Genomic DNA, 12,339 nt, shown 5'->3' on the forward strand with positions numbered 1-12,339 from the left:
AGTGAGCCAACAACGGGGTGGTTCTTATCTTGCGGCGCGTTCGGCCGCTTCAAGGGTGTTGACCAGAAGCATCGCGCGCGTCATGGGGCCGACGCCGCCGGGCACGGGGGTGATCCAACCGGCCACTTCCTTCACGCCGTCGAAATCGACGTCGCCGGCCAGCTTGCCGTCGGCCTTGCGGTTCATGCCCACGTCGATGACGACGGCGCCGGGCTTGACCATGTTGGCGGTCAGCAGGTCGAGCTTGCCCACGGCGGCGACGACCACGTCGGCCTGGCGCGTGAGGGCGCCCAGGTCTTTCGTGGCGCTGTGGCAGATGGTGACGGTGGCGCTCTTGGCCAGCAGCATCATGGCCATCGGCTTGCCGACGATGTTGCTGCGGCCGATGACCACGGCATGCTTGCCGCGCAGGTCGTAGCCGATCGATTCGAGCATCTTCATGCAGCCGTGCGGCGTGCAGGGCCAGAAGCCCGGAGCGCCGGTCATCAGTGCGCCGGCGCTGGCCACGTGGAAGCCGTCGACGTCCTTGGCGGGCGAGATGGTCTCGATGACCTTCTGGCTGTCCATGTGCTTGGGCAGCGGCAACTGAACGAGGATGCCGTGCACCTTGGGGTCGTCGTTGAGGGCGCGGATGCGCGCCAGCAGGTCGGCCTCGCTCAGGTCGGCGGGGTAGGTCTCGAGGGTGGCCGAGAGGCCGGTCTCGGTGCTGTCGTTGACCTTGTGCTTGGTGTAGACCTGGCTCGCCGGATCGCTGCCCACCAGGATGATGGACAGGGCCGGGTTCACGCCGCGGGCCTTCAGCGCAGCGGTGCGGCCGGACACCTCGGCGCGGATGGTTTTGGCGAGGGCGTTGCCGTCGATCAGTTGGGCGGTCATCGGTTTTGATTTTCCAAGTAAAAACGCCCGCTTGCGCAGGCGTGGGGAAGGTGCGTGGCTATCGCAGGGATAGCGGCAGCTCAGGAGGCCTTGGCGGCTGGGGCCGCTTGCCCGAGCGCGATCTTGAGCAGATCGGCCACGGTGTTGGCGTTGAGCTTTTCCATGATGTTGGCGCGGTGCGCCTCCACCGTCTTGATGCTGATGCCCAGGTCGTCGGCGATCTGCTTGTTCAGGCGGCCGGCGACGATGCGCTCGAGCACCTGCGCCTCGCGGCCCGTGAGCTTGGACAGCAGCGCGTCGCGGCTGGCCGACTGCTGGTGCTGCGTGAAGGCGCCGCGTGCGTGTTCGAGCATGCGCTCGACCAGCGACACCAACTCTTCGTCGTTGAAGGGCTTCTGGATGAAATCCATCGCGCCCTTCTTCATGCTGTCGACCGCCATCGGCACGTCGCCGTGGCCGGTGATGACCACGATCGGCAACGGAGAACGCCGTTCGATCAGCCGATCCTGCAATTCGAGGCCGGTCATGCCGGCCATGCGGATATCGACGATCAGACAGGCGACTTCGCGCGGGTCGTATCGGGAGAGAAAGGATTCGGCGGACTCGAAACAGCGGACTCTGTAGTCCTTGCCTTCGAGCAGCCATTGCAGCGAATCGCGTACGGCTTCGTCGTCATCGACGACATAGACCGTGCCCTTCTTCGGAATCAAACTCATGCAGGTACCTTTGCCTCGTCGCTTGCTACGGAACTGATAGCGTCCAACACCGGAATCCAGAAGGAAAAACGGCATCCGATCACATCCGGGCCATTGTAGATGTTCTCCGCCTGCATCCGGCCGCGGTGCGACTCGACGATGGTGCGGCACAGGTTGAGCCCGATGCCCATGCCCTCGGGCTTGGTGGAGAAGAAGGCCTCGTAGAGCCGGTCCATGACCTCGGGCGAGAGGCCCTTGCCCGTGTCCTGCACCGAGAACTCGATGGCATTGTGCCCCTCGATCACCTTGGGCAGCACGCGCAGCTCGACGCTGCGGCGCGCCAGCGGGCGGTCGGCGATGTCGATGGATTCGGCCGCGTTCTTCAGCAGGTTGACCATCACCTGCTCGATGAGGATCGGGTCGACGCGCACCACCGGCAGCCGCGCGGCCACGTAGTGGTTCAGGCGCACGTTGCGCCGGCGCAGCTCGATGCCCGCGAGTTCGACCGCCTCGCTCACCATGGTGGCGACATCGGCCGGCGTGCGGTTGGGTTCGCTGCGTTTCACGAAGGAGCGGATGCGCTGGATGATCTGGCCCGCGCGCTGCGCCTGCTTCGAGGTTTTCTCGAGCGCGGCGAGCAGGGCGTCGTTGTCGATCGTCTGGCCCTTGATGCGCGACATCATCCCGTTGCAGTAGTTGGCAATGGCCGTGAGCGGCTGGTTGAGCTCGTGCGCCACGCTCGAGGCCATTTCGCCCATGGTGATCAGGCGGCTCGCGGCCTGGGCCTTGTCGGCCTGCGCAGCGGCCTGCTCTTCGGCGTCGCGGCGCGGCGTGATGTCGGTGGCGATCACCAGCTGCGCCAGCCGCCCGTCGACCCAGGTCAGGTAGCGCGAGCGCACCTCGAGCCATTTGCCCAGGTGCGGCACGAAGATCTCGTTGTTCGCGGTCTGGGCGGCGGTGAGGGTGTCGATGGGCAGGCCGGCGTAGGGGTCGACGTCGTCCAGGCCCTCGTCGTGCGCGTTCGACGGCGGCACGCCGGCTTGCGCCACCATGCCCAGGTGGCCCACGGTGTCGGAGCCGAACCACAGGCGGTACAGCTTGTTGGCGAACAGTAGCTCCTCGCTGCCGATGGGCGCCACCGACACGGCGGCGTCGAGCGCTTCGAGCACGGTGGTGAAGCGTTCGTACGAGGCGGACAGCTGCTCGCGGATGCGCGTCGGTTCGGTGATGTCGGTCATCGACGTCATCCAGCCGGTCTGGTGGCCGCGCGCGTCGATCAGCGGCGACACATACAGGCGTGCGTTGAACACGCTGCCGTTCTTGCGCTTCACGCGCACCTGGAAGCCGCCGGGCAGGGCGCGGCCGTGCAGTTCTTCTTCGAGGCGCTCGTTCATCACCTCGCGGTCGGATTCGAGCCAGTAGGGGAAGGGCGGCGTCTGGCCGACGAGTTCGTCTTCGCTCCAGCCCGTCATGGCGCAGAACGCGGCGTTCACGTAGGTGATGCGGCCTTGCAGGTCGAGCACGCGCATGCCGGTGAGCATGGAGTTTTCCATCGCGCGGCGGAAGTTGGTCTCGGCCACGAGCCGCTGCTGCGCCTGCAGGCGGCGCCGCGTGTGACGCCAGGTGCCGATCAGCATCCAGCTGGTCATCACGCTGAGGGCGCACACGAGCCAGAAGAGGCCGTTGCCTACCACGCCCTGCGAGGTGCGGTAGGCCTGCGCGCGCAGCATCAGCGCATTGCCTACGGGCGACACCGGCACTTCGTATTCGTTGGTGGCTTCGGTCCAGGGCAGCAGGCGGGTGCCGCTGTTCTTCAGCGGCGTGGTGTTGCCGGCGATGACGTTGCCCTTGGCGTCGAGCAGCGAGACGGCATAGCGCGCCTGCACCTCGGAAGGCATGCCGTAGCGCAGCAGGCCGTCGATGGAGAACTCGCCGAGCACGACGCCCGCGAACAGGCCCTGGTCGAACAGCGGGATGTGCAGCTGCAGCATCGCGGCCGGCTCGCCGCCGGCCACGGGTTGCGAGTACACCGGCTGGCGCAGTTCGCGCGCCAGCGCGTAGTTGCTTTCGATGTCGCCGGGGCGCAGCACGTCGCCGATCAGGTGCTGTTGCGCCGGATGCACGCTGGGCGCGGCATAGCCGGCCTTGAAACGGCGGCGGTCGTCGATCCAGCTGATGGTCTGCAGCTCGGGGAACTGGCTCACCAGCGATTCGGCGCGGCTCGTGAACTCGACCGGATCGATCTCGCGGTTGGAGGCGTCGCGCGCGATGCGCATCAGCTGTTCCTGCCGCTCCAGCAAACGCAGGCGCATGCGCTGTTGCGCGTACTCGACATCGCGCCGTACCGACTCCTGCTCGCGCTCGACTTCTTCGGAGCGCAGGTACCAGAACGCCGACACGATGGCCGCGAGAAACAGCAGCACGGCCGCCATCGGCGCGAGCATCGCGACGGCGTCCTGCAGCACCGGTGTCTGCTTGCGCCACCACGTGCGCCACCAGGACAGCGGCGAGGCTTTGACGGCACTGCGGGCGACCGCGAGCGGGGAGGAAAGGGGCATGGGCGGAGTTTAGGTGATGGCCCTCTTGGCGAAGAGGCCCTGCCGGGGACGTGCCTCCTTGATATTTCATAATAAGAAATCAACAAGCACTATTTGAAATAGGGAAACTTCTATGCGAAACTCCGGCGCGCTCGGTGCCCAGCGCACTAAATTACAGCCACAGCCCTAAAAGGAGAGACAAGCATGTCGGCAAATCCCGAGAACCTGTTCGGCTCGGCCGCAAACGATGCGGACGCCCAGGAGACGCGTGAATGGATGGATGCACTGTCTTCCGTCATCCAGAGCGAAGGGCCCGAGCGGGCGCACTTCCTGCTCGAACAACTGCTCGAACATGCGCGCCAGAACAGCGTCGACATGCCGTTCTCGGCCAACACCGGCTACGTGAACACCATCGAGCCGGGCGTGGAAGCCCGCAGCCCCGGCAACCTCGAGATCGAACAGCGCCTGCGCGCCTACATGCGCTGGAACGCCATGGCCATGGTGGTCAAGGCCAACCGCATCCACCCGCCCGAAGGCGGTGACCTGGGCGGCCACATCGGTTCCTTCGCCTCGCTGGCCAGCATGTTCGGCGCCGGCTTCAACCACTTCTGGCACGCCGAGAGCGACAACCACGGCGGCGACCTGCTGTACATCCAGGGCCACGTGTCGCCCGGCATCTATGCCCGCGCCTACCTGGAAGGCCGCCTCTCCGAAGACCAGCTGCTCAACTTCCGCCAGGAAGTGGACGGCAAGGGCCTGTCGAGCTACCCGCACCCCAAGCTGATGCCCGAGTTCTGGCAGTTCCCCACGGTGTCGATGGGCCTGGGCCCGCTGATGGCGATCTACCAGGCGCGCTTCCTGAAGTACCTGCACGCCCGCGGCATTGCCAACACCGAGAGCCGCAAGGTCTGGGTGTTCTGTGGCGACGGCGAAATGGACGAAGTCGAATCGCTCGGCGCCATCGGCCTGGCCGCGCGCGAGAACCTCGACAACCTGATCTTCGTCATCAACTGCAACCTGCAGCGCCTGGACGGCCCGGTGCGCGGCAACGGCAAGATCATCCAGGAGCTCGAAGGCGAGTTCCGCGGCGCCAACTGGAACGTCATCAAGCTCATCTGGGGCAAGGGCTGGGACGCCCTGCTAGAGAAGGACCATGACGGCGCGCTGCGCAAGATCATGATGGAGTGCAACGACGGCGACTACCAGTCGTTCAAGGCCAACGACGGCGCCTACGTGCGCAAGAACTTCTTCGGCCGCGACCCGCGCACGCTGAAGATGGTCGAGCACCTGACCGACGACGAGGTTTGGAACCTGCAGCGCGGCGGCCACGATTCGCAGAAGGTGTACGCCGCCTTCCACGCCGCCCAGAACCACAAGGGCCAGCCCTCGGTGCTGCTCGTCAAGACCGTCAAGGGCTTCGGCATGGGCAAGATCGGCGAAGGCAAGAACACGGTCCACCAGACCAAGAAGCTCGGCGACGAGGACATCAAGGCCTTCCGCGACCGCTTCAACATCCCGATTCCCGACAGCCAGATCGCTGAGCTGCCGTTCTACAAGCCGGCCGACGACACGCCGGAAATGCGCTACCTGCACGAGCGCCGCAAGGCCCTGGGCGGCTACCTGCCGCATCGCCGCGTGAAGGCCGACGAGAGCTTCACGGTGCCCTCGCTCGACACCTTCAAGGCAGTGATGGAGCCCACGGCCGAAGGCCGCGAGATCTCGACCACGCAAGCCTACGTGCGCTTCCTCACGCAGCTGCTGCGCGACAAGGCCCTGGGCCCGCGCGTCGTACCCATCCTGGTGGACGAGGCTCGCACCTTCGGCATGGAAGGTTTGTTCCGCCAGATCGGCATCTACAACCCGCACGGTCAGCAGTACACCCCGGTCGACAAGGACCAGGTCATGTACTACAAGGAAGACAAGGCCGGCCAGATCCTGCAAGAGGGCATCAACGAAGCCGGCGGCATGTCCAGCTGGATCGCGGCGGCCACCTCGTACAGCACGAACAACCGCATCATGGTGCCGTTCTACGTGTACTACTCGATGTTCGGCTTCCAGCGCATCGGCGACCTGGCCTGGGCGGCCGGCGACATGCAGGCCCGCGGCTTCCTGCTGGGCGGCACCTCGGGACGCACCACGCTGAACGGCGAAGGCCTGCAGCACGAAGACGGCCACAGCCACATCCTGGCCAACACCATCCCGAACTGCGTGAGCTACGACCCGACCTTCGCGCACGAAGTCGGCGTGATCCTGCACCACGGCCTCAAGCGCATGGTCGAGAAGCAGGACAACGTCTACTACTACCTGACGCTGCTCAACGAGAACTACGCGATGCCCGGCCTGCAGCCCGGCACCGAAGAGCAGATCATCAAGGGCATGTACCTGTCCAAGCAGGGCCCTGTGGTCAAGGCCGCCAAGGGCGCCAAGGAAGCACCGACCGTGCAACTGCTGGGCAGCGGCACCATCCTGCGCGAGAGCTTTGCCGCACAGGAACTGCTCGAGAAGGAGTGGGGCGTGTCGGCTTCGGTGTGGAGCTGCCCGAGCTTCAACGAGCTGACCCGCGACGGCCAGGACGCCGACCGCTGGAACCTGCTGCACCCCGACCAGACGCCGCGCGTGCCCTTCGTGGCCGAGCAGCTCGGTGCCTCGACCGGCCCGGTGATCGCCTCGACCGACTACATGAAGGCCTACGCCGAGCAGATCCGTCCGTTCGTGCCGAAGGGCCGCAACTACAAGGTGCTGGGCACCGACGGTTTCGGCCGCAGCGACTTCCGCGCCAAGCTGCGCGAACACTTTGAGATCAATCGTCACTACATCGTCGTGGCCGCGCTCAAGGCGCTGAGCGAAGATGGCACCGTGCCGGTAGCCAAGGTGGTGGAAGCGATCAAGAAGTACGGCATCAATGTCGACAAGGTCAACCCGCTTTACGCTTGAACATCAACAACCAACGAACGAACGGCGCCTGACGGCGGGAGACAACGATATGGCAGCAGTGGAAGTGAAGGTGCCGGACATCGGCGATTTCGATGAAGTCGCGGTGATCGAGGTGCTCGTGAAGGTGGGCGACACGGTCAAGGCCGAACAGTCGCTCATCACGGTCGAATCGGACAAGGCGTCGATGGAAATCCCGTCGTCCACGGCCGGTGTGGTCAAGGAAATCAAGGTCGCTGTGGGCGACAAGGTCAAGGAAGGCTCGGTGGTGCTGGTGGTCGAGGCCGAGGGCGCGGCTGCCGCCGCCCCGGCGCCGGCCGCTGCGCCTGCTGCGGCGGCACCTGCTGCCGCAGCGCCTGCACCGGTGGCTGCTGCACCCGCAGCCGCACCGGCAGCCTCGGGCCCGGTCGACATCAAGGTGCCGGACATCGGCGACTTCAAGGACGTCGCGGTCATCGAGCTGCTGGTGAAGGTGGGTGACACCATCGCCGCCGAGCAGTCGCTGATCACGGTGGAGTCGGACAAGGCCTCGATGGAAATCCCGTCGTCGGCTGCCGGCGTGCTGAAGGAACTCAAGGTCAAGGTCGGCGACACCGTCAACATCGGCGACCTGATCGCGGTGCTCGAAGGCGCCGCAGGTGCCGCGGCACCTGCATTGGCGCCCGCGCCGGCACAGGCCGCCGCTGCCGCGCCCGCCGCTGCAACCGCCAGCGCTCCTGCACCGGCCGCCGCAGCACCTGCTGCAGCCGCCCCGGCCCACCAGCCGACGTCGGCGCCCACCGGCAGCCTGCCGCACGCCTCGCCCTCGGTGCGCAAGTTCGCACGCGAACTCGGCGTGCCGCTCGAAGAGGTCAAGGGTTCCGGCCTCAAGGGCCGCATCACGCAGGAAGACGTCCAGAACTTCACCAAGGCCGTGATGAGCGGCCAGGCCAGCACCAAGGCCTCGGCGGCCAAGGCGCCGGCCGGTGGTGGTGGCGACGGCGCGGCGCTGGGCCTCATCCCGTGGCCGAAGGTCGACTTCACGAAGTTCGGCACCGTCGAGCGCAAGGACCTGTCGCGCATCAAGAAGCTCAGCGGCGCGAACCTGCACCGCAACTGGGTGATGATCCCGCACGTCACCAACAACGACGAAGCCGACATCACCGAGCTCGAGGCCTTCCGCGTCTCCACCAACAAGGAGAACGAGAAGTCGGGCATCAAGGTCACGATGCTCGCCTTCGTGATCAAGGCGGTGGTCGCGGCGCTGAAGAAGTTCCCCGACTTCAACACCAGCCTGGACGGCGACCAGCTCGTCTACAAGCAGTACTACAACATCGGCTTCGCGGCCGACACGCCCAACGGGCTCGTGGTGCCGGTGCTGAAAGATGCCGACAAGAAGGGCATCCTGCAGATCAGCGCCGAGATGGGCGAACTCGCCAAGAAGGCGCGCGACGGCAAGCTCGGCTCGGCCGACATGCAGGGCGGCTGCTTCTCGATCAGCTCGCTCGGCGGCATCGGTGGCACGCACTTCACGCCCATCATCAACGCCCCCGAAGTGGCCATCCTCGGCCTCTCCAAGGGCCAGATGAAGCCGGTGTGGGACGGCAAGCAGTTCGTGCCGCGTCTCACGCTGCCGCTGTCGCTGTCGTACGACCACCGCGTGATCGATGGCGCCCTGGCTGCGCGTTTCAACGCCTACCTGGGGCAAGTGCTCGCAGACTACCGCCGCATCCTGCTATGACCACCGTAGTGGCCGTCCGCAAAGGCGGCCAGGTCACGATGGCGGCAGATTCGCTGGTGACCTTCGGCGACACGCGCATGTCGCACAACGCCGAAGCGAACCAGAAGATCTTCACCGTCGAGGATGCCGCGGGCCAGAGCCTGTTCGCGGTGGCGGGCGCCGCCGCGCACCAGCTGGTGCTCCAGCATGCGCTGGCGGCCCAGCCGCGCGAGGCGCTGCAGTTCGGCAGCAAGCACGAGGTGTTCCACACCTTCACGCAGCTGCATCCGGTGCTGAAGGACTCGTTCTTCATGCAGACCAAGGAAGACGAGCACGAGCCCTACGAGTCGAGCCAGTTCACCATGCTGCTGGCCAATCCGAGCGGCATCTACGGCATCTACAGCTACCGCGAGGTGTTCGAGTTCAAGCAGTACTGGGCCATCGGCTCGGGACGCAGCTTCGCGCTCGGCGCCATGCACGCGGCCTATGACAACAAGTCGCGCAACGCGCGCGACGTGGCGGAGGCGGGCATCGCCGCCGCCTGCGAATTCGATCGCAATTCGGCCCTGCCGGCCGACGTTCTCACACTCAAACTGAAAGTGTCCAAATGAGCGAACAACACATCAAGGTGCCGGACATCGGCGACTTCGACGAAGTCGCGGTGATCGAGGTGCTGGTCAACGTCGGCGACACGGTCAAGGCCGAGCAGTCGCTCATCACGGTCGAATCGGACAAGGCCTCGATGGAGATTCCCTCGTCGGCCGCCGGCGTGGTGAAGTCGCTGGCCGTGAAGGTGGGCGACAAGGTCAAGGAAGGCTCGGTCGTGCTGACGCTCGAAGTCGACGGGGCCGCTGCGGCCGCGCCGGCTGCTGCAGCACCCGCACCGGCGGCAGCTGCGCCTGCACCCAAGGCGGCCGCACCGGCCCCTGCCGCGGCAGCGTCCGTGGTGGTGTCCAGCTACGGCGGCAAGGTCGATGTCGAGTGCGACGTGGTCGTGCTGGGCGCCGGCCCCGGCGGCTATTCGGCGGCCTTCCGCGCGGCCGACCTCGGCCTGAAGGTCGTGCTGATCGAACGCTACGCCACCCTCGGCGGCGTGTGCCTGAACGTCGGCTGCATTCCGTCGAAGGCGCTGCTGCACGTCGCTTCCGTCATGGACGAGGTCAAGCACTTCGCCGACCTGGGCGTGAGCTTCGCCGCGCCCACGGTCGACCGCGCCAAGCTGCTCGGCCACAAGAACAAGGTGGTGGGCAAGCTCACCGGCGGCCTCACGGCGATGGCCAAGATGCGCAAGGTGACGGTGCTGCGCGGCGTCGGCAACTTCATCGACCCGCACCATCTGGAAGTCGAAGAGACCTCCGGCACGAGCTGGGACACCACGGGCAAGAAGCAGACTGTCAAGTTCCGCAACGCGATCATCGCGGCCGGCTCGCAGTCGGTGAGCCTGCCCTTCATGCCGAAGGACTCGCGCGTGGTCGACTCGACCGGCGCGCTCGAGATGGGCACCGACCCCAAGCGCATGCTGGTGCTGGGCGGCGGCATCATCGGCCTCGAAATGGGCACGGTGTATTCGACGCTGGGCGCGCGCCTCGATGTGGTCGAGATGCTCGACGGCCTCATGCAGGGCGCCGACCGCGACCTCGTGAAGGTCTGGCAGAAGATGAACGCGCCGCGCTTTGACAACATCATGCTCAAGACCAAGACGGTCGGAGCCGAAGCCACGAAGGAAGGCATCAAGGTCACCTTCGAGGGCGAGAATGCGCCGAAGGAACCGCAGGTGTACGACCTCGTGCTGCAGGCCGTGGGCCGCAGCCCGAACGGCAGGAAGATCGGCGCCGAGAAGGCCGGCATCACGGTGAGCGACCGCGGCTTCATTCCGGTCGACATCCAGATGCGCACCAACGTGCCCCACATCTTCGCCATCGGCGACATCGTGGGTCAGCCCATGCTGGCGCACAAGGCGGTGCACGAGGCGCATGTGGCGGCTGAAGTGATCGCCGGCGAGCAGAAGGGCGACAAGGAGCTGTCCAGCGCCGCCTTCAACGCCCGCGTGATCCCCAGCGTGGCCTACACCGACCCCGAAGTGGCATGGGTCGGCCTCACGGAAGACCAGGCCAAGGCTGAAGGCATCAAGGTCAAGAAGGGCCACTTCCCGTGGACCGCATCGGGCCGCGCCATCGCCAACGGCCGCGACGAAGGCTTCACCAAGCTGCTGTTCGACGCCGAGACGCACCGCATCCTGGGTGGCGGCATCGTCGGCACGCATGCCGGCGACATGATCGGCGAGATCGCGCTGGCCATCGAGATGGGCGCGGACGAGATCGACATCGGCAAGACCATCCACCCGCACCCGACGCTGGGCGAAAGCATCGGCATGGCGGCGGAAGTGGCGCACGGCACCTGCACGGACCTGCCGCCGGCGAAGAAGGCCTGAGCGACATATAAGAAGGGCGCCGAACTGGCGCCCACAAAAAATCCCGCCGAGGCGGGATTTTTTTCGTCCGGGATTCGGGGAAATCGAATCAGTCGCTGGCGGTGCCCATAGCCGCCGCCTTGACCTCGTCGCCCTGGCCGCTGAGCACGCGGCGGGCGCCGTCGAAGCGGCGCTGCCAGTAGCTGCCGTTCATGTCTTCGACACGGACCTGGGCACCGGAGCGGGGGGAATGGATGAACTTGCCTTCGCCGACGTAGATGCCGACGTGGCTGAAGGTGCGGCGCATGGTGTTGAAGAACACGAGGTCGCCGGGCTTGAGCTGGCTGCGGTCGATCTTCTCGGTGGCGGCGGCCTGTTCTTCGGCGCGGCGCGGGAGCACGTGGCCCACCGTCTGGTTGTACATGGCGCGGACGAAGCCGCTGCAATCGAAGCCGGATTCGGCGGTGTTGCCGCCGCGGCGGTAGGGGACGCCGAGGAAGCCGATGGCGGTCACGACGAGGTCGGACGTGCGCTCTGCGACGGTCTGGCGAACCTGATGGAACTGGCCGACCAGGCCGCGTTCGGCAAGGATTCGGTCCATCTCATCCGATCGATCCTGTTGAGGGGGGGCGGCGTGGACAGCCACGGCGAACAGGAGGGATACGGGTAGGACGAAAAAACGCATGGCGCGTAGGATATTGATGACGCGCAGTTATGTCAATTTAATCTGAATTGTTGAATGCGTGCGTAAACCATTGATTTACATAGACTTTTTCGATCCGGCGGAAGAAAAAATGTAACGGTGAACGTTTATGCGGCATAAGGATTCGAATGTAAACATCTCGGTTGATATGACTTCGAAGTCTTAAAAGTCGACATATGCATTCCATTTGTTGTCAAGATGGCCTCAAATTCAGGAAATCTTCATGAACTTGCGAAATCGCTCCTTTCTTCGCTCCCTGGGAAGCCTCTTGGTGCTCGCGGGGTGTGGCCTGGCTGGCGCGGCCACGGCGCAGGTGCGCACCGAAACCGTCGCCTCGGGTCTTGAGAACCCCTGGGGCGTCGCCTTCCTGCCGGAGGGCCGTTTCGTGGTCACCGAGAAGCCGGGGCGCCTGCGGCTGGTGGCGGCCGACGGCAAGCTGGGCGCGCCGATCCAGGGCCTGCCGCCCATCGCGGCGGGCGGGCAGGGCG

At 65.7% G+C, this 12,339-nt stretch carries 9 protein-coding genes; 5 read left to right on the plus strand and 4 right to left on the minus strand.

The features are described 5' to 3' along the window. Positions 1 to 24 precede the first annotated feature (24 nt). The 3 genes from folD to AC07YS_RS17835 all read right to left on the minus strand — a co-directional run bounded on the left by folD (position 25) and on the right by AC07YS_RS17835 (position 4,129). On the minus strand, positions 25 to 876 hold the full coding sequence (folD, locus tag AC07YS_RS17825) for a bifunctional methylenetetrahydrofolate dehydrogenase/methenyltetrahydrofolate cyclohydrolase FolD (RefSeq protein WP_495268568.1): 852 nt from the start codon (positions 874 to 876) through the stop codon (positions 25 to 27). 80 nt (positions 877 to 956) lie between these two features. Then, positions 957 to 1,592 carry a response regulator transcription factor gene (locus AC07YS_RS17830; protein WP_056580071.1) on the minus strand — a complete coding sequence of 212 codons (636 nt, stop codon included), beginning with the start codon at positions 1,590 to 1,592 and terminating at the stop codon, positions 957 to 959. Continuing rightward, entirely contained in the window at positions 1,589 to 4,129 is a 2,541-nt protein-coding gene (locus AC07YS_RS17835; RefSeq protein WP_062479933.1) for a PAS domain-containing sensor histidine kinase, read from the minus strand. Before AC07YS_RS17835 ends, AC07YS_RS17830 begins: the two co-directional genes overlap by 4 nt. Positions 4,130 to 4,312: 183 nt before the next feature. Between AC07YS_RS17835 and aceE the strand changes: the two genes are divergently transcribed. From aceE to lpdA, 4 genes are read left to right on the plus strand one after another with little or no spacing between them, the layout of a single operon-like run. Further along, positions 4,313 to 7,042 (plus strand): pyruvate dehydrogenase (acetyl-transferring), homodimeric type, encoded by a 2,730-nt coding sequence (gene aceE / locus AC07YS_RS17840; protein WP_495268567.1) that lies wholly within the window; start codon positions 4,313 to 4,315, stop codon positions 7,040 to 7,042. Between the two features lie 49 nt (positions 7,043 to 7,091). Next, positions 7,092 to 8,759, plus strand: coding sequence for a dihydrolipoyllysine-residue acetyltransferase (gene aceF, locus AC07YS_RS17845; protein WP_495268566.1), 1,668 nt, complete (start codon positions 7,092 to 7,094; stop codon positions 8,757 to 8,759). Further along, positions 8,756 to 9,349, plus strand: a complete 594-nt coding sequence (locus AC07YS_RS17850) for an Ntn hydrolase family protein (RefSeq protein ID WP_095745669.1) — start codon at positions 8,756 to 8,758, stop codon at positions 9,347 to 9,349. Before aceF ends, AC07YS_RS17850 begins: the two co-directional genes overlap by 4 nt. Next, a complete protein-coding gene (gene lpdA / locus AC07YS_RS17855; RefSeq protein WP_495268565.1) occupies positions 9,346 to 11,169 on the plus strand; it encodes a dihydrolipoyl dehydrogenase in 1,824 nt (607 codons plus the stop codon). The genes AC07YS_RS17850 and lpdA overlap by 4 nt, the downstream gene beginning before the upstream one ends. Before the next feature lie 88 nt (positions 11,170 to 11,257). On the opposite strand, the gene AC07YS_RS17860 is transcribed toward lpdA, so the two are convergent. Continuing rightward, positions 11,258 to 11,833, minus strand: a complete 576-nt coding sequence (locus tag AC07YS_RS17860) for a C40 family peptidase (protein ID WP_062480809.1) — start codon at positions 11,831 to 11,833, stop codon at positions 11,258 to 11,260. A 241-nt stretch (positions 11,834 to 12,074) separates the two neighbouring features. Here AC07YS_RS17860 and AC07YS_RS17865 point away from each other — a divergent pair. Further along, positions 12,075 to 12,339 (plus strand): PQQ-dependent sugar dehydrogenase (locus AC07YS_RS17865; RefSeq protein WP_495275722.1); only part of this gene is annotated, 265 nt, incomplete at its 3' end.

The organism is Variovorax sp. GW458-11-26-14-LB1 (assembly GCF_059423965.1).

Bases quoted from the DNA above. Each gene is read 5' to 3' on its own strand.
- folD (WP_495268568.1), bottom strand. From the start codon at position 876: ATGACCGCCCAACTGATCGACGGCAACGCCCTCGCCAAAACCATCCGC.
- AC07YS_RS17830 (WP_056580071.1), bottom strand. From the start codon at position 1,592: ATGAGTTTGATTCCGAAGAAGGGCACGGTCTATGTCGTCGATGACGAC.
- AC07YS_RS17835 (WP_062479933.1), bottom strand. From the start codon at position 4,129: ATGCCCCTTTCCTCCCCGCTCGCGGTCGCCCGCAGTGCCGTCAAAGCC.
- aceE (WP_495268567.1), top strand. From the start codon at position 4,313: ATGTCGGCAAATCCCGAGAACCTGTTCGGCTCGGCCGCAAACGATGCG.
- aceF (WP_495268566.1), top strand. From the start codon at position 7,092: ATGGCAGCAGTGGAAGTGAAGGTGCCGGACATCGGCGATTTCGATGAA.
- AC07YS_RS17850 (WP_095745669.1), top strand. From the start codon at position 8,756: ATGACCACCGTAGTGGCCGTCCGCAAAGGCGGCCAGGTCACGATGGCG.
- lpdA (WP_495268565.1), top strand. From the start codon at position 9,346: ATGAGCGAACAACACATCAAGGTGCCGGACATCGGCGACTTCGACGAA.
- AC07YS_RS17860 (WP_062480809.1), bottom strand. From the start codon at position 11,833: ATGCGTTTTTTCGTCCTACCCGTATCCCTCCTGTTCGCCGTGGCTGTC.